The organism is Streptomyces sp. NPDC001513 (genome assembly GCF_042894695.1).
Classification (GTDB): domain Bacteria; phylum Actinomycetota; class Actinomycetes; order Streptomycetales; family Streptomycetaceae; genus Streptomyces.
The window spans coordinates 123,701-142,739 of sequence record NZ_JBIAVU010000015.1 but is presented as its reverse complement, the minus strand read 5'-3'; the positions used below and the strand labels follow the sequence as shown (position 1 = coordinate 142,739).

General features: G+C 72.7%; 18 protein-coding genes and 2 tRNA genes. 12 read left to right on the top strand and 8 right to left on the bottom strand.

The features are described 5' to 3' along the window. Positions 1-5: 5 nt before the first annotated feature. Both ACFYZ4_RS30755 and ACFYZ4_RS30750 read left to right on the top strand, forming a co-directional pair. Positions 6-470 (top strand): hypothetical protein, encoded by a 465-nt coding sequence (locus tag ACFYZ4_RS30755; RefSeq protein ID WP_351289626.1) that lies wholly within the window; start codon positions 6-8, stop codon positions 468-470. A gap of 89 nt (positions 471-559) precedes the next feature. Continuing rightward, positions 560-733: a hypothetical protein gene (locus ACFYZ4_RS30750; protein WP_327412940.1), complete on the top strand. Its 174-nt coding sequence runs from the start codon at positions 560-562 to the stop codon at positions 731-733. Here ACFYZ4_RS30750 and ACFYZ4_RS30745 read toward each other — a convergent pair. Both ACFYZ4_RS30745 and ACFYZ4_RS30740 read right to left on the bottom strand, forming a co-directional pair. Continuing rightward, the gene (locus tag ACFYZ4_RS30745; RefSeq protein WP_351289628.1) at positions 674-1,294 is read right to left on the bottom strand and encodes a CGNR zinc finger domain-containing protein; all 621 of its coding nucleotides are present in this window, start codon (positions 1,292-1,294) and stop codon (positions 674-676) included. The two genes, ACFYZ4_RS30750 and ACFYZ4_RS30745, sit on opposite strands and share 60 nt — an antisense overlap. Positions 1,295-1,493: 199 nt before the next feature. Then, positions 1,494-1,907 (bottom strand): SsgA family sporulation/cell division regulator, encoded by a 414-nt coding sequence (locus ACFYZ4_RS30740; protein WP_030011909.1) that lies wholly within the window; start codon positions 1,905-1,907, stop codon positions 1,494-1,496. Positions 1,908-2,084: 177 nt separating this feature from the next. Between ACFYZ4_RS30740 and ACFYZ4_RS30735 the strand changes: the two genes are divergently transcribed. Together ACFYZ4_RS30735 and ACFYZ4_RS30730 are read left to right on the top strand one after the other, a co-directional pair. Then, positions 2,085-2,570, top strand: coding sequence for a TIGR02611 family protein (locus tag ACFYZ4_RS30735; protein ID WP_351289630.1), 486 nt, complete (start codon positions 2,085-2,087; stop codon positions 2,568-2,570). A gap of 46 nt (positions 2,571-2,616) precedes the next feature. Further along, positions 2,617-2,688: transfer RNA gene (locus ACFYZ4_RS30730), tRNA-Val, on the top strand. 47 nt (positions 2,689-2,735) lie between these two features. On the opposite strand, the gene ACFYZ4_RS30725 is transcribed toward ACFYZ4_RS30730, so the two are convergent. Further along, a complete protein-coding gene (locus ACFYZ4_RS30725; RefSeq protein WP_390785360.1) occupies positions 2,736-5,078 on the bottom strand; it encodes an SCO7613 C-terminal domain-containing membrane protein in 2,343 nt (780 codons plus the stop codon). A gap of 128 nt (positions 5,079-5,206) precedes the next feature. On the opposite strand from ACFYZ4_RS30725, the gene ACFYZ4_RS30720 reads away from it, so the two are divergent. Continuing rightward, positions 5,207-5,278: transfer RNA gene (locus ACFYZ4_RS30720), tRNA-Val, on the top strand. 64 nt (positions 5,279-5,342) lie between these two features. On the opposite strand, the gene ACFYZ4_RS30715 is transcribed toward ACFYZ4_RS30720, so the two are convergent. After that, on the bottom strand, positions 5,343-6,068 hold the full coding sequence (locus ACFYZ4_RS30715) for a 3'-5' exonuclease (protein WP_351289634.1): 726 nt from the start codon (positions 6,066-6,068) through the stop codon (positions 5,343-5,345). Between the two features lie 209 nt (positions 6,069-6,277). Here ACFYZ4_RS30715 and ACFYZ4_RS30710 point away from each other — a divergent pair, with 209 nt between their 5' ends. Together ACFYZ4_RS30710 and ACFYZ4_RS30705 are read left to right on the top strand one after the other, a co-directional pair. After that, positions 6,278-6,880, top strand: coding sequence for a DUF4365 domain-containing protein (locus tag ACFYZ4_RS30710; protein WP_351289636.1), 603 nt, complete (start codon positions 6,278-6,280; stop codon positions 6,878-6,880). Continuing rightward, positions 6,880-8,121, top strand: a complete 1,242-nt coding sequence (locus ACFYZ4_RS30705) for a hypothetical protein (protein WP_390785359.1) — start codon at positions 6,880-6,882, stop codon at positions 8,119-8,121. Before ACFYZ4_RS30710 ends, ACFYZ4_RS30705 begins: the two co-directional genes overlap by 1 nt. A 71-nt stretch (positions 8,122-8,192) precedes the next feature. On the opposite strand, the gene ACFYZ4_RS30700 is transcribed toward ACFYZ4_RS30705, so the two are convergent. Then, positions 8,193-8,675 (bottom strand): GNAT family N-acetyltransferase, encoded by a 483-nt coding sequence (locus ACFYZ4_RS30700; RefSeq protein ID WP_390785358.1) that lies wholly within the window; start codon positions 8,673-8,675, stop codon positions 8,193-8,195. 133 nt (positions 8,676-8,808) lie between these two features. Here ACFYZ4_RS30700 and thrS point away from each other — a divergent pair, with 133 nt between their 5' ends. Both thrS and ACFYZ4_RS30690 read left to right on the top strand, forming a co-directional pair. Then, positions 8,809-10,785: a threonine--tRNA ligase gene (gene thrS / locus ACFYZ4_RS30695; RefSeq protein ID WP_390785357.1), complete on the top strand. Its 1,977-nt coding sequence runs from the start codon at positions 8,809-8,811 to the stop codon at positions 10,783-10,785. 107 nt (positions 10,786-10,892) lie between these two features. Next, entirely contained in the window at positions 10,893-11,453 is a 561-nt protein-coding gene (locus ACFYZ4_RS30690; RefSeq protein ID WP_351289644.1) for an HIT domain-containing protein, read from the top strand. Here the strand turns inward: ACFYZ4_RS30690 and ACFYZ4_RS30685 are convergent, their stop codons facing one another. The 3 genes from ACFYZ4_RS30685 to ACFYZ4_RS30675 form a co-directional block, all read right to left on the bottom strand. Beyond that, positions 11,454-11,876, bottom strand: a complete 423-nt coding sequence (locus ACFYZ4_RS30685) for a DUF1992 domain-containing protein (protein ID WP_351289646.1) — start codon at positions 11,874-11,876, stop codon at positions 11,454-11,456. A gap of 76 nt (positions 11,877-11,952) precedes the next feature. Continuing rightward, complete coding sequence (locus tag ACFYZ4_RS30680; RefSeq protein ID WP_351591360.1) at positions 11,953-13,614, bottom strand: hypothetical protein; 1,662 nt, start codon at positions 13,612-13,614, stop codon at positions 11,953-11,955. A gap of 141 nt (positions 13,615-13,755) precedes the next feature. After that, entirely contained in the window at positions 13,756-15,951 is a 2,196-nt protein-coding gene (locus ACFYZ4_RS30675) for an elongation factor G-like protein EF-G2 (protein WP_390785356.1), read from the bottom strand. A 332-nt stretch (positions 15,952-16,283) separates the two neighbouring features. Here ACFYZ4_RS30675 and pgsA point away from each other — a divergent pair, with 332 nt between their 5' ends. From pgsA to ACFYZ4_RS30660, 3 genes are read left to right on the top strand one after another with little or no spacing between them, the layout of a single operon-like run. Beyond that, the gene (gene pgsA, locus ACFYZ4_RS30670; RefSeq protein ID WP_351289652.1) at positions 16,284-16,946 is read left to right on the top strand and encodes a phosphatidylinositol phosphate synthase; all 663 of its coding nucleotides are present in this window, start codon (positions 16,284-16,286) and stop codon (positions 16,944-16,946) included. After that, entirely contained in the window at positions 16,946-17,848 is a 903-nt protein-coding gene (locus ACFYZ4_RS30665) for a phosphatidylinositol mannoside acyltransferase (protein ID WP_351591354.1), read from the top strand. The genes pgsA and ACFYZ4_RS30665 overlap by 1 nt, the downstream gene beginning before the upstream one ends. Continuing rightward, a complete protein-coding gene (locus ACFYZ4_RS30660; protein WP_351591351.1) occupies positions 17,848-19,023 on the top strand; it encodes a glycosyltransferase family 4 protein in 1,176 nt (391 codons plus the stop codon). The genes ACFYZ4_RS30665 and ACFYZ4_RS30660 overlap by 1 nt, the downstream gene beginning before the upstream one ends. The last annotated feature ends 16 nt before the right edge of the window (positions 19,024-19,039 follow it).

Sequence of the window (19,039 nt, the reverse complement as noted above, 5' to 3'; positions counted from 1 at the left end):
ACCGCATGCTTGCCGAGACCATTTGCTCCGCGGTGTCCGCGGCGGGCCTGGGCATCGCCGCGCTGACCGCCTACCGCAAGCGCTTCCTGGCCGCCGCGCGGATCACCGCGTACGCGCTCGTCCCCATCGGCCTCGTCCTGACCGGCGTCGTGGAGTGGGTGTCCGGGATGGTCTTCAAGCCGAGCGTCTGGGCCGGCTTCGGGCTGCTGGCGCTGTCCTGGGTGCTCTTCGCCACCACGCGGGCCGTCGAGCGCCGCCGCCTCGGCGCGTCCGGGGAGGAGCCCGCGCAGAAGAAGGTCAAGCGGGGCCGGGCCCCGGAGGCCGTGGCCCCGGCCGCTTCGGCGCCGTCCCTCGGCGCCGCCGGAACCGGTGCGCAGCGCGAGCCCGCGCCGGGCCGCAAGCCGGCAGCCGCCGCTCCCGCGGACGACTTCTCCGACATCGAGGCCATCCTCAAGAAGCACGGCATCTGACCCGCGTCCACAAGATCGGGCGAACTACCGCACGGTTGTTGGCGTGTTGAGGGGCGGACGGGCGTTCGCTGCGCCATCATCGCCCCGACATGCTCGAGACATCGCAGAGTGAGCCCTCGGTGCCCGTGCCGGTACCCGCCCCCGTCGTGGAGGAGCCGCGAGGCTGCCTCTTCGCGCTCTCCCAGCCACCCCTGATGATCTTCCTAGCGGTGATCGGCATCCTGCTGCTGCTCGCCGCCGTGCACGACCTCTTCATGCTCTGACAACCCCGCGTCGGCCTCCTTGCGCCGGGCCCGGTACGCCGCGACGTGCAGCCGGTTCCCGCAGGTCCGGCTGTCGCAGTAGCGCCGGGAGCGGTTGCGCGACAGGTCCACGAAGGCGCGCCGGCAGTCCGGGGCCTCGCAGCGGCGCAGCCGTTCGTGCTCTCCGGAGACCACGATGAAGGCCAGGGCCATGCCGCCGTCGGCCGCCAGGTGGTCGTCCACCGACGCGCCCGGCGCGAAGTAGTGCACGTGCCAGTCGTAGCCGTCGTGGTCGGTCAGCTGCGGGGTGGTGCCCGCGGTGGCCACGAGCTCGTTGACGAGTGCGGCCGCCGCACGCGGGTTCGGTGCCGCGAAGACCTGGGCGAACTTGGAGCGCACCGTCCGTACGCCGGCCAGGTCGCGGGCGCCGAGCTCGCCGACGTCACTGATCGCGTACTCCTGGACGAAACCGCGCAGCGCGCCGACGTCCGAGAGCCCGTCGGGCTGGTCGGCCTCGGCCGTGGTGTTCACCAGCGCGACGACGACGTCGAGCGCGCGACGGGTGTCGTGGGGGATCTGCACGGGGTCTCCCTAGGGGGCCGGGCCTGCGGCGACGGGAGGCGCCGCCGCTGCCGCCCGACAATAGCGGGTCCCGCGAAAGCACACCGGCGCCGTCCTCGCGGGTGGATCCCGCGGGAACAGCGCCGGCAGTGCCGTATGTGGTTGTCCCACCCGCACCGTCGCCCCGAGTCGGACGGTGTCGAGCGGCTGTAGGCCTGGCTCAGCTTTCGGCCAGGATGTGGGAGAGCTCCTTGTCGAGGTCGAAGTGCCGGTGCTCGGTCCCGGGTGGAACCGCGGCGTCCGTCCGCTTGAGGAACGACTCGAGTGCTCGGGCGGGTGCTTCGAGCAGTGCTTCTCCCTCCGGTGAGCTCAGGGCGATGCAGACGACGCCCTGACCGTGGCTGCGGGACGGCCAGACGCGGACGTCGCCGGTACCGGTGGGCCGGTGGAGGCCCTCAGCGAGGAGGTCGCGGGCGAATACCCATTCGACCGTCTCCTCGGCGCCGGTGTGGAAGGTGGCGTGCACGGCGTAGGGGTCGGCCGTGTCATACCGCAGGCCCGCGGGAACAGGCAGTGAGGACTCGCTCGACACAACGAGGCGCAGGTGCAGCTCGCAGCTGACCGTGGTGTTCATAAGCGCCAGGGCCTTTCGCTCAGTGTGCGCTCGGGGATTCGCACGTCGGCGAAATCGACATGCCACCTACGGTGCCGTTGTAAACCCCTCTGACCGTTTTGCGGACCTCTGGGTCCCTCGGACGGCGGATCCAAACCGGCATTCACGTGTGCTTCGGGCTCCGGTAGATTCGACCCCATGAATACGGGGAGTGACCGCGGAACCAACGAGTCCGCCGACGAGGAATCCGCCGTGCGCGCCACGGAAGCCACCGAGGGTGCCGCCGAGGGCTCGGAAGCCGCGGAAGAGGCGCCGCACGTCTCGAAGGCGCCCGCCTTCATCAAGGCCCGCAGGAGCCTGCACCTCAGCTGGCAGGTCGGCGTCTTCGTCGTCGGTCTCGCCGTGATCGCCGCCGGTGTGGCCATGCTCGTGCTGCCCGGCCCCGGCTGGGTCGCGATCTTCGCGGGCCTGGCGATCTGGGCCACCGAGTTCGCCTGGGCCCACCTCGTGCTGCGCTGGACCAAGCGCAAGGTCACCGAGGCGGCGCAGAAGGCGCTCGACCCGAAGGTCCGCCGCCGCAACATCATCCTGACCAGCGTGGGCCTCGTCATCGCGGGCGCGCTGATCGGCTTCTACCTGTGGAAGTACGGGCTCGTCCTGCCCTGGAACCTCAAGGACCAGTGATGGTCAAAGAGCACCGCTGACATGCGGTAATGTTTGCGGTGCGTCCGGGCGATTAGCTCAGTGGGAGAGCACTTCGTTCACACCGAAGGGGTCACTGGTTCGAACCCAGTATCGCCCACCCGGACCAGAGGCCCGGAGACTTTCACAGTCTCCGGGCCTCTGGCGTTACCGCAGCCGTCCGATCACGTCCCGTAGCCGCCGGGCGTCGCGCAGCCGCTTCTCGTACGTCGCTCCCACCGCCAGCAGCAGCAGGCCCGCCAGCGCCGGCGGCACCCAGCGCGGCAGCGCCCCCGCGACCTGCACCACGTACGGGGCCAGCTCGTGCACCGCGACCACCGCCAGCACCGCACCGCCCAGCAGCAGCGGGGCCTGCAGCCGCCGCCGGGCGCCGATCAGGGTCAGCGCCAGCGCGGCCAGCCCCAGCAGCAGCGGACGCACCCAGTCTCGGTCCTCCAGGACCATCAGCAGGCTCGGCAGCAGGGTCGCCGCCAGACCCGGGCCGTACGCCGTCCAGGACGAGGCCTCCGCGTCCCTGCGCCGCCGCAGGAAGCCCACCACGAGGGCCGGCACCGTCACCGGCAGCGTGTAGGCCTCCGGCGTCGTGACCCCGGCGTCGGCCAGCCGGACCCAGGTGGCCGCCACGAACAGCGCCCCCGCCGCCCAGCCCACCGCGCGCCGCTCCGGGCGCACCGCGGCCCCCGCACAGACCACCCCGGCCAGGGCCAGGACCAGCGCCAGCGTTCCCGTCCGCCCGGCCGACAGGGCCACCGCCAAGACGCCCGCCACGGCCGCCGCGATCTCCACGGGCACCCGTACGCCGCCCAGCCGCGGCCCGAGCACCGCCGCCAGTGCCGGGACCGCGAGCACCGGCAGCGCCCACCAGACGACCGCAAGGTCCGTCACCGCGGCCGCCGCCACCAGCAGCCCGGTGGCGTACCCGACGGCGCACACCGCGGCTCCGGCCCGGACCCACCGCGGAGCGGGCCCGTACGCCGCCCCCACGGCGCAGGCCGCACCCAGCAGCCCCCACACCGCGAAGGTCGCCGCCCGGCCGTCCAGCGCGCCCACGGACACGTTCGCGGCGCCGACCAGCGCGCACACCGCCGCCGCGATCCCGGCGCCGCGCCCGGGGGAGCGCAGGGCGAGCACCCCGGCCGCGCCCGTGACCGCCAGCTGGGCGGCGAACACCGCCGCCGCCGGGAAGCCGAGCAGCACCGGGGCCGTGAACAGCCCCGCCCAGGCCAGGACCACCGCCACCACCCCGGGCTCCGGCCGCGCCAGCACCCGGGACAGCCACCAGGCCGCGCCCGCCGCCGTCAGCAGGACCAGCACACCCGCCGCGCCCGGCGCGTACGCCGTCGGGGCCGGGGTGGTCACCGCCCACACCTCCTCCAGCACCCGGAGCCGGGCCAGGAGCGTCGGAACCACCGCGGCACCGGCCGACAGCGCCGCCAGGGCCGCCACCGCCACCCCGGCCCGCGCCAGGCCGCGCCGTACCGCCGCCGGGAGCGCGGAGACGCGTACCGCCGCCAGCAGCGGCAGCGCCACCAGCAGGTGCACCAGCACCACCCACGCGCCGTCGCCCACCGAATCCGTCAGACCCGGCCGGGCCAGGCCGCCCAGCGCCACCACCGCCGCCAGACCGCCCACCAGCGCGGCGACCCAGGCGCGCGGCTCCCGCCAGGCCGCCGCAACGCCCAGGGCCGCGCCCGCCAGCAGCAGCGCCGCCGGAGCCAGGGCCTGCCCGGCCGACCCCGCCGACCAGGACTCGGCCACGCCGATCAGCAGCGCCACCGCGGTCAGCACGGCCGCCGGGACCGCCGCCGCACGGGCCCGCAGGGCGAGCGCCGCGTCCAGCGCCGCCGTCGCCAGCAGCGCCCAGCCGAGCTCCGGCGGGCCCGCCTGCGCGGCCAGCGCCGCCAGCGGCAGCGGGAACTGCGCCGCCAGCACCGCGGCCGGCAGCGGGAGCCGCAGCTTCCGCAGGGCCGAGCCGTACCCGGCCCACCCCGCCGCCAGCACCGCGGCCGCCCCCGCCGCGTACCCGAAGCCGTCGGCGTCCGGCATGCCGACCGCGTACAGCGCGTACGCGTCCAGCACCGTCAGCAGCAGCCCCACCGCGGCGACCGACTCCGCCGTTGACCCCAGCCCCCGGCGCAGCAGCGGCACGGGCGCGAACAGCGCCGCCGCCGTCACCGCGGCCAGCACCGCCGAGCGCCCGGCGATCCCCATCGACCCCCAGCTGACCAGCGTGAAGGCCAGCGCGGCCACGGCCAGCAGCACGGCGCCCAGGGCGAGCAGCACGTTCTGCGCGCTCGGGGCCGAGGTCTCCTTCGGCGGTCCGGCGGGCACCGGCCCCCAGCCGGCGGGAGCGGGGACGTGGCCGGGCTGCCGGAGGATGTGCAGCAGCCAGTCGCGGCGGGCCAGCAAATGGACCCGCCGGGCATCGAGTTGTGCCAGCTCACGGTCGATGAGCGCCAGCTCTTCGGCCGGCGGCAGAGGGGTGTTCATACCGGGAGTGTGGCGCCGGTCACGCCGTCAGGACATGGGCGTGCGTACTCAGATCCGCACTGAGTACACACAGGGAGGGAAGCGGTTTGAACGAGCCGCGCGCCTTCTGTATTGTTCAGTGCGTTCCCGGGCGATTAGCTCAGCGGGAGAGCACTTCGTTCACACCGAAGGGGTCACTGGTTCGATCCCAGTATCGCCCACCGGGACAGGCCGGTCCGTCGCAAGACGGACCGGCCTTCCGCATGTACGGGGCCCTGCCGCGACCTACGCCGCCGTCGACAGGTCCGGCCGCAGCGGCCAGTGCGGATCGACCGGCTCCGGCGTCCCCTGCCGCGCGAACCACGCCTGCAGGCCCCGCGCCTGCGCCGCGTGCCACACCGCCTGCAGCGTGTGCAGCTCCGCCGGCGACAGCCGCTCCAGCCGGGACGCGAACCGGCGCCCCACCGCCCGTACGAGCTCCAGCGAGGCCATCGCGTCCGCCGCCGCGTCGTGCGCGCCCTCCAGCTCGATCCCGTAGTGCGCGCACAGATCCGTCAGCGTCCGCCGCCCCTTGCGGTACCGGTCCAGGTGCTTGTCCAGCACCCGCGGATCCAGCACCGTCAGCGGCCGGTTGTCCAGGTACCGGGCCAGCGAGGAGGCCCGGTGCCGACGCAACTCCCGGTCCAGCAGCGTCAGATCGAACGGCGCGTTCATCACCACCACCGGCCGGCCGGCCACCTGCTGCTCCCCGAGCGCACGCGCTATCTCCTCCACCACCGGCGCCGGCCAGCGTCCGTGACGCTGCAGGTGCTCGTCGGTGAGCCCGTGCACTTCCGTCGCCCCCGGGGGCACCGGAACTCCGGGATTGACCAGCCAGCGAGTGGTGCGGACCCGGCCCCCCGCACACTCCTGCACGATGAGCGCGGCGGACACGATCCGGTCCTGCTCGACGTCCACCCCGGTGGTCTCCGTGTCGAATGCGGCCAGCGGGCCCTCGTACCAGCGTGTCATGGCGAACTCCTCGTCCCCGGTCGGCAGATGGGGCGCACTCGGATCACGCCACACCTTCGCCCGCATCGGTGATACCCGGGCTGTTTGCCCCGTACGCCGTTTGCGGGGACCCGGGTGCGGCAACAACACCCATGGGGGGCCGCACACATGACCGGTCATCACCCCACCCACCACCGACGGCAGAGCCCGGAAGGCATGGGGAGCCGGCCATGGCGCTCGCGCAGCCCGAACCGGGCGGGGTGCCGGCGTTGCAGATCGATCCGCGCACCGGAACACCGGACGACGCGCGGAGCGGACCGCTGCGCGGCACACTCGCCACCACCGCCTGCATGGAGACCCTTCAGGTGGGATACCTGCACGCCGTCGCCGCCGCGGCCGGCTGCTCGCTCTCCCAGCCCTTTCCGGACAACGGCATCGACTGGCACGTCAGCCACGGCGCCCCCGAGCACGTCGTCGACGACGAGGTCACCATCAAGGTGCAGTTGAAGGCGACCTACCAGATACCGCCCCGGCCGGCCGGGCCCACCTTCTCCTTCACCCTCGACAACGAGCACCTGGTGAAACTGGCCCGCACCCCGGTCGCCGTCCACAAGATCCTCGTCGTGATGCTCGTCCCGCGGGAGCGCGACCAGTGGCTCGCCGCCGGGCACGACCGGCTCGACCTGCGGCACTGCTGCTACTGGACCAATCTCGCCGGACACCCGGTGACCGGCCGGCGCCGGACCACCGTACGGATCCCCACCACGCGGATCTTCGACGACCGGGCGCTCTGCGAGATCATGACCCGGGTCGGGTCGGGAGGGACACCCTGATGCACTGGCACTCACCGAACCTGGAACCGCTGCCGTCCCCGGACTACGGCGGGTTCGCGGACCCCGCGCACACCGCCGCACCCGATCCCGCACAGGTCGATCCGGCCGTGCTCGGCGCGCTGCTGCACCGCCACGGCTGGCTGCGCCGGGGCGGGGCCGCCGGACGCTACGGCCGCTGGACCCCGCCCGCCACGCACCCGACGGCCCGCGCCGCCACCAGCCTGCTCGTCCCCGAGAGCCGCACCTTCCCCGACTGCGCCGACCTGCTCGAAGAGGCGATCACCGCGCTCACCCGCAGCGGCCTGCCCTCCGCGCGGGAGGTGCTCTACGGGCTGAGCGTGCCCAGCGACGAGATCCGCTGGGACCGGGAGATACCGCAGGGGGCGTACGGGCTCCAGGGCGAGGCCGCGTGGACCGTGCAGGAACAGCTGCGCTCGGCCGCCCGGCAGCTGCTGCTCGCCGGGGCCCTGGCCGAACGGGCCCGCGCCGGGTACTACGGGGCCCGGCACCGGACCCAGGCCGAACGGGCCCTGGACGGGGTCCTGGTGGGCCCGAATCCGGGCGGCCGGCGGCTGACCGCGTACGTCCCGGTCGACGGTGGCCGGGGCACCGTGACCCGGCTGCACCACGCCCTGCACGCGGCCCGCGAGGCCGTGGACTACCGGCGGGCCACCGGCGGCATGGAGGCCTTCGACGCCGCGGTGCGGGCCGGGGTCAGCCGGGAGCTCGCCGAGGCGCTGATCGCGCTGGTCCGGGGCACGGAGGGAGCCCGGATCGCCCTGGCCTGGGCGCCGGCGGCGGGGGTCCCGGCGGGCTGCGCGGCCCGGCCGGAGCCGGTGGAGTTCTCACCGGGCGACCTGCCGGTGCTGCGGGACGCGGCGGCGCGGTACACCCGGGACGAGCCGGCCGTCCAGGTCCGCATCGCGGGGGCGGTGGTCCGGATGCGGCGCTCGGCCCCGGGGGGCGGGGGCACGGTCCGGCTGCGGGTCCTCGCGGGGGCGGAGGTCCCGTACGTACGCGCCGCGCTGGACGAGGAGGCGTACCGGGTGGCGGGGCACGCGCACCTGGTGGGCCTGCCGATCCGCGTGGGCGGGCGGCTGCAGCGGCGGGGTGGCTTCCGCCGGCTGACGGACGCGACGGGGGTGGCGCCGGTGCCGTTGGACGAGGTCGAGCGGGATCGGCTCATGAAGGCGCTGGACGAGCCCTTCGACCCCGCGGATGTCCTGCCGACGGACGACTAGGGTGCGGCGCCGCTGCCGGGGCTCCGCCCCGGACCCCGCGCCTCAAACGCCGGCGGGGCTGAAAGAGCGCCTCAAACGCCGGCGGGGCTGAAACGGAAGGCGGCCATCGTCAAGTCCGGGGCGGGGGAGAAGTCGGGGCCTCGGGTGAAGCCCAGGTGGGTGTAGAGGGAGATCGCGGGGGTGTTGGCGGCGCCCGTGGTGACCTTGACGGGGCGGCCAGGGAAGAGGTCGGTCAGGGCGTGGCGGAGCAGTAGGGAGGCGATGCCCCGGCGGAACCAGGCCGGGGACACGCAGACACGGTCCAGGGAGACGTCCCCACCCGGCTCTTCCTCCCAGGCGAGGAAGCCGGCGAGCTCCCCGTCCCCGTCGCAGACGGCGCCGATCCAGTTCAGCTCCTGCGAGCGCATCTCCGCCAGGCTCTCGCCCAGCGCCGGGATGCCGTCGAAGCCGATCAGCTCCGCCTCGACCGCGTACGCGGCCCGCCCGATCCGGTGCACGGCCGTCGCGGTGGCGTCGTCGGTCAGGTCCAGTCGGCGTATCCGTGGGCTCGGCATGCCGCCCAGGCTACTTCGGGCGGGGCGCCGCCCCGGCCCGCGCGGTAACCGTTTAGCGGCGCGGCCACTCCGCTCGGTACGATTCAACGCGCGCAGTGTTCGCTCGCGCACCCCCAGAGTTCAGGAGAGACCGGTGTCAGACGTCCGTGTGATCATCCAACGCGATTCCGAGCGGGACGAGCGCGTGGTGGCCACGGGCACTACGGCGGCCGAGCTCTTCGCCGGCGAGCGCACCATCGTCGCCGCCCGCATCGCGGGTGAGCTGAAGGACCTCGCGTACGAGGTGAAGGACGGCGAGACCGTCGAGCCGGTGGAGATCTCCTCCGAGGACGGCCTGAACATCCTGCGCCACTCGACCGCGCACGTCATGGCGCAGGCCGTACAGGAGCTCTTCCCCGAGGCCAAGCTGGGCATCGGCCCGCCGGTCCGGGACGGCTTCTACTACGACTTCGACGTGGCCCGGCCCTTCACCCCGGAGGACCTGAAGGCCGTCGAGAAGAAGATGCAGGAGATCCAGAAGCGCGGCCAGCGCTTCTCCCGCCGCGTCGTCACCGACGAGGCGGCCCGCGAGGAGCTCGCCGACGAGCCGTACAAGCTGGAGCTCATCGGCATCAAGGGTTCCGCGTCGACCGACGACGGCGCGAACGTCGAGGTGGGCGGCGGCGAGCTGACCATCTACGACAACCTCGACGCGAAGACCGGCGAGCTGTGCTGGAAGGACCTCTGCCGCGGTCCCCACCTGCCCACCACCCGCAACATCCCGGCCTTCAAGCTCATGCGCAACGCCGCCGCCTACTGGCGCGGCAGCGAGAAGAACCCGATGCTCCAGCGCATCTACGGCACCGCGTGGCCCTCGAAGGACGAGCTGAAGGCCCACCTCGACTTCCTCGCCGAGGCCGAGAAGCGCGACCACCGCAAGCTCGGCAACGAGCTCGACCTCTTCTCCGTCCCGGACGAGATCGGCTCCGGCCTCGCCGTCTTCCACCCGCGCGGCGGCATCATCCGCCGGACCATGGAGGACTATTCGCGCCGCCGGCACGAGGAGGAGGGCTACGAGTTCGTCTACACCCCGCACGCCACCAAGGGCGCCCTCTTCGAGAAGAGCGGGCACCTGGACTGGTACGCGGAGGGCATGTACCCCCCCATGCAGCTCGACGGTGGTACCGACTACTACCTCAAGCCCATGAACTGCCCGATGCACAACCTGATCTTCGACGCGCGCGGCCGCTCCTACCGCGAGCTCCCGCTGCGCCTGTTCGAGTTCGGCACCGTGTACCGGTACGAGAAGTCGGGCGTGGTGCACGGCCTGACCCGCGCCCGCGGGTTCACCCAGGACGACGCGCACATCTACTGCACCCGTGAGCAGATGGCCGAGGAGCTCGACCGCACCCTCACCTTCGTGCTGAACCTGCTGCGCGACTACGGTCTGACCGACTTCTACCTGGAGCTGTCCACCAAGGACCCGGAGAAGTTCGTCGGCTCGGACGAGGCCTGGGAGGAGGCGACCGCCGTCCTCGCGCAGGTCGCCGAGAAGCAGGGTCTCCCGCTGGTCCCGGACCCGGGCGGCGCCGCCTTCTACGGTCCGAAGATCTCGGTGCAGTGCAGGGACGCCATCGGCCGCACCTGGCAGATGTCGACCGTGCAGCTGGACTTCAACCTGCCGGAGCGCTTCAACCTGGAGTACACCGCCCCGGACGGCTCCCGCCAGCGCCCGGTCATGATCCACCGCGCGCTGTTCGGTTCGATCGAGCGGTTCTTCGCCGTGCTGCTGGAGCACTACGCGGGCGCCATGCCGCCGTGGCTGGCCCCGGTCCAGGCGGTCGGCATCCCGATCGGCGACGGGCACGTCGAGTACCTGCAGGAGTTCGCCGCCGCGGCGAAGAAGCAGGGCCTGCGGGTCGAGGTGGACGCCTCCTCCGACCGCATGCAGAAGAAGATCCGCAACCACCAGAAGCTCAAGGTCCCCTTCATGGTCATCGTCGGTGACGAGGACATGGCGGCGGGCACCGTCTCCTTCCGCTACCGCGACGGTTCGCAGGAGAACGGCATCGGCAAGGACGAGGCGCTGGCCAAGCTGGCCAAGGTCGTCGCGGACCGCGTCCAGGTCTGATCCGCACAGGTCGGATCCGCGCGCGAGCCGTGCGCCGATGCGTACGAGGAAGGCCCCCGGAAGTGATCACTTCCGGGGGCCTTCCTCGTACGCGAAGGCAAGGTCATATGCTTGCCGCCATGACGATTGAGCCGGAGCAGCAGATCGGTGTGGGCACGCAGGACGCGTTCCAGCGTCTGTGGACGCCCCACCGGATGGCCTACATCCAGGGGGAGAACAAGCCGACCGGCCCGGAGGCCGGGGACGGCTGTCCCTTCTGCGGGATTCCGGAGATGTCCGACCAGGACGGCCTGGTCGTCGCCCGAGGCAGGCACGTCTACGCCGTGCTGAACCTGTACCCGTACAACGGCGGCCACCTGATGGTCGTCCCGTACCGGCACGTCGCCGACTACACCGAGCTCGACGGGCCGGAGACGGCCGAACTCGCGGACCTCACCAAGCGGGCGATGGTCGCGCTGCGCAAGGCCTCGGGCGCGCACGGTTTCAACATCGGCATGAACCAGGGCGCCGCGGCCGGGGCCGGCATCGCCGCGCACCTGCACCAGCACATCGTGCCCCGCTGGGGCGGGGACACGAACTTCATGCCGGTCGTCGGCCACACCAAGGTGCTGCCGCAACTGCTCGCGGACACCCGCCAGATGCTCGCCGACGCCTGGCCCGTCGACTGATCAGCCGGCCGGCCGGTCCCCGCGGGTTCCGCGGCTCTCGCGCCACGTCTCCAGTACGGCCTCGACGTCGAATTCGGTCAGGCCCAGGGGCGGTCCCGGCGGGGGCCTGAGCAGGGCGGCGCGGATCTTCTCGTTGACCGCCGTGAGGACGTCCCGCACCTGACGCTCCGAGCGCGCGGCGAGGGCGGCCTCCCGGGCGTCCTCCGCCTCCTTGCGCAGCGCGAGCGCCGGAGGCAGGACGGCGAACCCCTCGCCGTGCAGCTTGCCCTTGATCCACCACAGCTCGTCGTACGGGGCGTCGAGGGAGGCCAGCGGCTTGCCGTAGCCGGGCAGGTTCTCGAATTCGCCCCGCTCGGCGGCCTGTCGGATCTGCCGGTCCACGAAGGACTCGACGCTGACGCCAGGCGGTTTGCGCTCGGTCACGGCCGCTCCTCCGGATCGTGGGGTGCCCTGCCCGCTGCCCCTGCTGTCCGCGCCTCCAGCGTACCCACGCGCCGGTTCACGCGTCGTAGACGTCGGCCTTGCGCGGCGACGGCTCCTGGATGAGCCCGCTCATGATCGAGGAGCGGTTGGTGAAGCGGTCGGTGTCGACGCCGTTCTCCTCCAGCACCTTGAAGGTCGCGGCGTGGATCGACCGCAGGACCGGAGCCACCGTGCGCAGGGCGTCGTCGGCCATGAACCGGTGGCGCCACATCGAGCTCGCCCAGACGTGCCGCAGGCCGAAGGGCTCCGGCAGGACCAGCTTGCCGCCGAAGAAGTCCAGGATCGGCGGGTACCAGGTCAGCGGGGCCCGCACGGCCAGCCGTACCACCTCCTGGACGTCCACCAGCGGCAGCGGGCGCTCCACGGTCTCCCAGAAGCGGATGCTCTTGGGCACCTCCACCACCGGGGCCTTGGACTTCGTGGTGAACAGGCCGTGTACGGGGCCCAGGGCGTGCGCGGTGACGTCCACGCGCAGGGTCTTGTAGAGCACGGTGACCGTGACCAGCATGTTGATGACCAGCTGGCCGTCCCAGAGCGGGTACTGGATGCCCAGGTAGTGCCGGTTCCCGGCGTTGAACTGCTGCTCGTTGCAGATCCGGGTGATCTCGTGCGGCTTGATGAGGAAGGCGTCGACGTTCTCGCCGGTGGGGCGGGCGACCTCGCCCGCGCCCTCGCCGACCGGGGTGACGATCCAGTGCTGGATCGCGGCGGGCGGGAAGCCGCCGGTGTGCAGGGGGCCCCGCTCCAGCTTGCGGAGCTGGGCGTCGATCCCGCGTATGACGTCCCAGCTGCGGAAGGGGTGGATCTCCATCCCCTCCTTCCTGGGGGCGAGCTCCTCGGCCATCTGCCAGCTGCCCCACCGGGTGCCCATGCCGAGGATGCCCTTGGGGCCCGCGTAGAAGACCTGGTTGCTGCGGTCCTCGGCGGTGAGCTTGGCGAGCTGGTGGCGCAGGTCCTCGCGCGCCTTCTCGTCGGGGTTGCCCGGCACGGCCTCGGGGATCTTGGCGCCGATCCCGTCGCCGGAGAGCAGTCCGTCCCAGCGGGCGCGCAGGTCCCTGGCGGTGGCCTCGCAGGTCCGGCGGGCGAGCAGCCAGCCCAGGGCCGGGGCGATGATCATGCCGCGTGCGTAGAGCCCGAGGAAGCCGGTGAGCGGCAGCCTGAACATCAGGACGGCGGCCACGATGCCGATGCCGACCAGGACGGCGGTCCCGATCCAGGAGCCGCGCCCCTTGCCGGCCAGGCTCTTGCGGAGCTGGAACAGGCCCAGCCAGAGCAGCAGGCCGGGCAGGAACAGCACACCGCAGACCAGTGTGATCAGCCGGAGCCGGCGGTCGCGCTCCTTGCGGATGCGGGAGGCGGCCAGGCAGTGCTCCACCACCGTCTGCGGATCGGCTCCGAAGGACTGGATCAGCGGCTTGCGGCCCGAGCCGAGCGTGCGGGCCTCGACGGCCCGGCAGAAGGCCTCGCCGAGGCTGGGCTCGAAGAGGGAGATCTTCGGGGGCTTGACCGTGGCCGGGTGGAGATCGCTGTTGGCCCCGAGTATGACGTCCAGCCTGGTGTCCTTGCCGCCGTCGCGGTACGCGGCCGAGGCGAGGGCGTTGGTCGCCGCCGTCTGCCCACCGCCACCCTGGAGAGGAATCTGCGCTCCGGGCCTGAAGTCGAATCCGTCGTCCGCCACCGCTGCCCCCATCGCTGTGCGTTCGTGCTCTTTTGGCGCGCCGACGAGCCTATCGGCGGATCTCGCCCCATGGTCATGGGACAGGGAAATGCCGCCCACCGCAAGCTGGTTGGGTGGGCGGCCTTCCCGGTGCTATGTCAACTAGCTTCCCTTCTCGGCCTGTTCGCGCACCTTTTCCGCGATCTGGGGTGGCATGGGCTCATGGCGGGCGTAGGCCCGGGCGAAGCGGCCCGTGCCGTGCGAGACGGACCGCAGCTCCACGGCGTAGCGGCCGATCTCGATCTCGGGGATCTCGGCGCGGACCCGGGTGCGCCCCGGGCCGGCCTGGTCGGTGCCGACGACGCGGCCGCGGCGGCCGGCGAGGTCGCTCATGACCGGGCCCACGTACTCGTCGGGGATGAGGACGGCGAGCTCGGCGACCGGTTCGAGCAGGTCGATGCGGGCCTCTGCGGCGGCCTCGCGCAGCGCGAGGGCGCCGGCCGTCTGGAAGGCGGCGTCGGAGGAGTCCACCGAGTGGGCCTTGCCGTCGAGGAGGGTGATGCGGACGTCGACCAGCGGGTAGCCGGCCGCGACCCCGCGGGCGGCCTGGCCGCGTACGCCCTTCTCCACGGACGGGATGAACTGGCGGGGCACGGCGCCGCCGACCACCTTGTCGACGAACTCGATGCCGCTGCCCGGCGGGAGCGGTTCCACCTCGATCTCGCAGATGGCGAACTGGCCGTGGCCGCCGGACTGTTTGACGTGCCGGCCGCGGCCGGCGGCCTTGGCGCCGAAGGTCTCGCGCAGGCTCACCTTGTGCGGGACGGGGTCGACCTGGACGCCGTAGCGGGTGCGCAGCCGCTCCAGGGCGACGTCCTGGTGGGCCTCGCCGAGGCACCACAGGACGACCTGGTGGGTGTGCGGGTTCTGCTCCAGGCGCATGGTGGGGTCCTCGGCCACGAGCCGGGCCAGGCCCTGGGAGAGCTTGTCCTCGTCGGCCTTGCTGTGGGCCTCGATGGCGAGGGGGAGCAGCGGGTCGGGCATGGTCCAGGGCTCCATGAGGAGCGGGTCTTCCTTGGCGGAGAGGGTGTCGCCGGTCTCCGCGCGGGTGAGTTTGGCCACGCAGGCCAGGTCGCCGGCGATGCATCGGGTGAGGGCGCGCTGCTGTTTGCCGAAGGGGGCGGTGAGGGTGCCGATCCGCTCGTCGACATCGTGGTCCTCGTGGCCGCGGTCCGCGAGCCCGTGGCCGCTGACGTGGACGGTCTCCTCGGGGTTCAGGGTGCCGGAGAAGACGCGGACGAGGGAGACGCGGCCGACGTAGGGGTCGGAGGAGGTCTTGACGACCTCGGCGACGAGGGGGCCGGCGGGATCGCAGGTGACCTCGGGACGGGCGGAGCCGTCGGGCCGGGTGACGGTGACGGCGGCGCGTTCCAGCGGGGTGGGGAAGCCGCCGGTGACCAGTTCGAGGAGTTCCACCGTGCCGAGCCCCTGGCGGGCGCCGTCGCCGGCGGGCGCGGCCATCAGGACGGGGTGGAAGGTGCCGCGGGCGACGGCCCGCTCCAGGTCGTCCACGAGGGTCTTGACGTCGATGTCCTCGCCGCCGAGGTAGCGGTCCATCAGGCTCTCGTCCTCGCTCTCCGCGATGATCCCCTCGATGAGGCGGGAGCGGGCGTCGGCGATGAGCGCGAGCTCGGCGGGGTCCGGGTCGCGCTCCACGCGCTCGCCGGAGGAGTACTCGTAGACGCGCTGGGAGAGCAGGCCGAGGAGGCCGGTCACGGGGGCGTGGCCGTCGGGGCCGGCGGGGCCGTGCAGGGGGAGGTAGAGGGGGACGACCGCGTCGGGGTCCTCGGCGCCGAAGATCTCGCCGCAGACGGTGGTCATCTGCGCGTAGTCGGAGCGGGCGGCCTCCAGGTGGGTCACGACGATGGCGCGGGGCATGCCGACGGCCTCGCACTCGTCCCAGACCATGCGGGTGGCCCCGTCGATGCCGTCCGAGGCCGAGACGACGAAAAGGGCCGCGTCCGCGGCGCGCAGACCGGCCCTGAGTTCCCCCACGAAGTCGGCGTATCCGGGGGTGTCCAGGATGTTGATCTTGATTCCGCCCCATTCGACGGGGACGAGGGAGAGCTGGACGGAGCGTTGTCGGCGGTGCTCGATCTCGTCGTAGTCGGAGACGGTCGCGCCGTCCTCGACGCGGCCGGCCCGGTTGACCGCTCCGGCGGTCAGGGCGAGGGCTTCGACCAGCGTGGTCTTGCCCGATCCGCTGTGGCCGACCAGCACGACGTTCCGGATGGAGGAGGGGCGGTCGGCCGTCAGTGCCCTGCCGGCGGCTCCGGCGTGGTGTGATGTGGCTCCCATGGTGCTCGTACCTCCCGGTGGTGACGGTGAGGAGGGTGGGTTCCTTGATCGGTTTCCCGACGGATTTCCCGAGGGGTCTCCCGATCGGTTCCCTGCGCGGCTCCTCGGATGAGGAACACGGGGTTCTTCGAGCTTTGCACTGCTGTCACACCGCGTCCATACGTCGTACCGGGCACGTACCCGGGGCGCACCGGAGGCCGTCCGTGACGTGAAGTACGTCTTACGTGGCACGAACCGGTGGGTGCGCGGCGTTCGGGCGGCGGCGCGCTGGCTACGATGGGCCAGCCGGTGGCCGTGGTGGCCGTGCGGCCCAGCGACCCTCCGGGAAGGCCATGCTGAACAAGTACGCGCGTGCATTCTTCACGCGTGTTCTCACGCCATTCGCCGCTTTTCTGCTCCGGCGGGGGGTGAGCCCGGACGCGGTCACCCTGATCGGCACGGCCGGAGTGGTGGCCGGAGCGCTGTTCTTCTTCCCCCGGGGCGAGTTCTTCTGGGGCACGATCACCATCACCCTCTTCGTCTTCTCCGACCTGGTGGACGGGAACATGGCCCGCCAGGCCGGGATCTCCAGCCGCTGGGGAGCCTTCCTCGACTCCACCCTCGACCGGGTGGCGGACGCGGCGATCTTCGGCGGTCTCGCGCTCTGGTACGCGGGATCCGGGAACGACAACGTGCTCTGCGCGGTGGCGATCTTCTGCCTGGCCAGCGGCCAGGTGGTCTCGTACACCAAGGCGCGCGGCGAGTCGATCGGCCTGCCGGTGGCCGTCAACGGGCTCATCGAACGGGCGGAGCGCCTGGTGATCTCGCTGGTCGCGGCCGGCCTGTCGGGGCTGCAGATCTTCGGGGTGCCGTCCTGGATCGGGGTGCTGCTGCCGATCGCGCTGTGGATCGTGGCCGTGGGCTCGCTCGTCACGCTGATCCAGCGGGTGGTCACCGTACGCCGCGAGTCGGCCGAGGCCGACGCCGAGGCTGCCGCCGACGGCGGCGCCGCCTGATGGGCAGCGCACAGGACAAGCTGGTCAGCGGGCTGTACGGGCTCGGCTGGGCCGGGGTCAAGAAGCTGCCCGAACCGGCCGCGGTGGCCCTCGGCCGGCGGATCGCGGACTTCGCGTGGAAGCGGCGCGGCAAGAGCGTGCTGCGGCTGGAGTCGAACCTGGCCCGGGTGGTGCCCGACGCCGGTCCGGAGCGGCTGCGCGAGCTGTCCCAGGCGGGCATGCGCTCGTACATGCGGTACTGGATGGAGTCCTTCCGGCTGCCGACCATGGACCCGGAGCGGTTCAGTACGGACGTCGTGTTCACGGACGAGCACCTGCTGCGCGACGCCCTCGCCTCCGGGCGCGGGGTCGTCGTCGCGCTGCCGCACCTCGCCAACTGGGACCTCGCCGGCGCCTGGGCCATCGGCCACATCGGGGTGCCGTTCACCACGGTCGCCGAGCGGCTCAAGCCCGAGACCCTCTACGACCGCTTCGTGGCCTACCGGGAGAGCCTGGGCATGGAGGTCCTGCCGCACAGCGGCGGCGCCGCCTTCGGCACGCTCGCCCGCCGGCTGCGCTCCGGCGGCCTGGTCTGCCTGGTCGCGGACCGGGACCTGTCGGCCTCCGGGGTCGAGGTGGACTTCTTCGGCTCCACGGCGCGGATGCCGGCCGGGCCGGCGCTGCTGGCCCAGCAGACCGGTGCGGTCCTGCTCCCTGCCACCCTGCACTACGGCGACACGCCGACGATGTACGGCCGGATCCACCCCGAGGTGGAGGTGCCGAAGACCGGCACGCGGATCGAGAAGACCGCCGTCATGACACAGGCGCTGGCGGACGCCTTCGCCTGGGGGATCGCCGAGCACCCGGAGGACTGGCACATGCTGCAGCGACTGTGGCTGGACGACCTGGAGGAGCGCGCGTAGTGAAGATCGGCATCGTGTGCCCGTACTCGTGGGACGTGCCGGGCGGCGTCCAGTTCCACATCCGGGATCTGGCCGAGCACCTGATCCGGCTCGGCCACGAGGTGTCGGTCCTGGCCCCGGCGGACGACGAGACCCCGCTGCCGCCCTACGTGGTCTCGGCCGGGCGGGCGGTGCCGGTGCCGTACAACGGCTCGGTGGCCCGCCTGAACTTCGGGTTCCTCTCCGCCGCGCGGGTACGCCGCTGGCTGCACGACGGCACCTTCGACGTGATCCACATCCACGAGCCGGCCTCGCCCTCGCTGGGGCTGCTGTCCTGCTGGGCGGCGCAGGGCCCGATCGTGGCCACCTTCCACACCTCGAACCCGCGCTCGCGCGCCATGATCGCGGCGTACCCGATCCTCCAGCCGGCGCTGGAGAAGATCAGCGCGCGGATCGCGGTGAGCGAGTACGCGCGGCGCACGCTGGTCGAGCACCTCGGCGGCGACGCGGTCGTCATCCCCAACGGCGTCGACGTGGACTTCTTCGCCAAGGCCGACCCGAACCCCGACTGGTCCGGGCAGACCCTGGGCTTCATCGGCCGCATCGACGAGCCGCGCAAGGGCCTGCCGGTGCTGATGGCGGCCTTCCCGAAGATCGTGGAGGCCTGTCCGGACGTACGGCTGCTGGTCGCGGGCCGCGGCGACGAGGAGGAGGCGGTGGCCTCGCTGCCCGCGGAACTCCGCCCGCGGGTCGAATTCCTCGGCATGGTCTCGGACGAGGACAAGGCGCGGCTGCTGCGCAGCGTCGACGTGTACGTCGCCCCGAACACGGGCGGCGAGAGCTTCGGCATCATCCTGGTCGAGGCCCTGTCGGCGGGCGCCGCGGTCCTGGCCTCGGACCTGGACGCCTTCGCGCAGGTCCTGGACCAGGGCGGGGCCGGTGACCTCTTCGCCAACGAGAACGCCGACGCCCTGGCGACGGCGGCGATCACCCTCCTGCGCGACCCGGCCCGCCGCGCGAAGCTCAGCGCCAGCGGCTCGGCGCACGTCCGCCGCTTCGACTGGTCCACGGTCGGAGCGGACATCCTGGCGGTCTACGAAACGGTCACGGACGGCGCGGCCGCGGTCGCCGAGGACGACCGCAGCACCAGCCTCCGCACCCGCCTGGGCTTCTCGAAGGACACCTCCTCCTCCTGAGGCTCACCACCCGGCG

What these genes read in the sequence shown, in the direction of transcription:
- ACFYZ4_RS30665 (WP_351591354.1), top strand. Translation starts at nt 16,946, where the DNA reads ATGGGCAGCGCACAGGACAAGCTGGTCAGCGGGCTGTACGGGCTCGGC.
- ACFYZ4_RS30750 (WP_327412940.1), top strand. Translation starts at nt 560, where the DNA reads ATGCTCGAGACATCGCAGAGTGAGCCCTCGGTGCCCGTGCCGGTACCC.
- ACFYZ4_RS30675 (WP_390785356.1), bottom strand. Translation starts at nt 15,951, where the DNA reads ATGGGAGCCACATCACACCACGCCGGAGCCGCCGGCAGGGCACTGACG.
- ACFYZ4_RS30735 (WP_351289630.1), top strand. Translation starts at nt 2,085, where the DNA reads ATGAATACGGGGAGTGACCGCGGAACCAACGAGTCCGCCGACGAGGAA.
- ACFYZ4_RS30725 (WP_390785360.1), bottom strand. Translation starts at nt 5,078, where the DNA reads ATGAACACCCCTCTGCCGCCGGCCGAAGAGCTGGCGCTCATCGACCGT.
- ACFYZ4_RS30740 (WP_030011909.1), bottom strand. Translation starts at nt 1,907, where the DNA reads ATGAACACCACGGTCAGCTGCGAGCTGCACCTGCGCCTCGTTGTGTCG.
- ACFYZ4_RS30755 (WP_351289626.1), top strand. Translation starts at nt 6, where the DNA reads ATGCTTGCCGAGACCATTTGCTCCGCGGTGTCCGCGGCGGGCCTGGGC.
- ACFYZ4_RS30690 (WP_351289644.1), top strand. Translation starts at nt 10,893, where the DNA reads ATGCTTGCCGCCATGACGATTGAGCCGGAGCAGCAGATCGGTGTGGGC.
- ACFYZ4_RS30705 (WP_390785359.1), top strand. Translation starts at nt 6,880, where the DNA reads ATGCACTGGCACTCACCGAACCTGGAACCGCTGCCGTCCCCGGACTAC.
- ACFYZ4_RS30700 (WP_390785358.1), bottom strand. Translation starts at nt 8,675, where the DNA reads ATGCCGAGCCCACGGATACGCCGACTGGACCTGACCGACGACGCCACC.
- pgsA (WP_351289652.1), top strand. Translation starts at nt 16,284, where the DNA reads ATGCTGAACAAGTACGCGCGTGCATTCTTCACGCGTGTTCTCACGCCA.
- ACFYZ4_RS30710 (WP_351289636.1), top strand. Translation starts at nt 6,278, where the DNA reads ATGGCGCTCGCGCAGCCCGAACCGGGCGGGGTGCCGGCGTTGCAGATC.
- ACFYZ4_RS30715 (WP_351289634.1), bottom strand. Translation starts at nt 6,068, where the DNA reads ATGACACGCTGGTACGAGGGCCCGCTGGCCGCATTCGACACGGAGACC.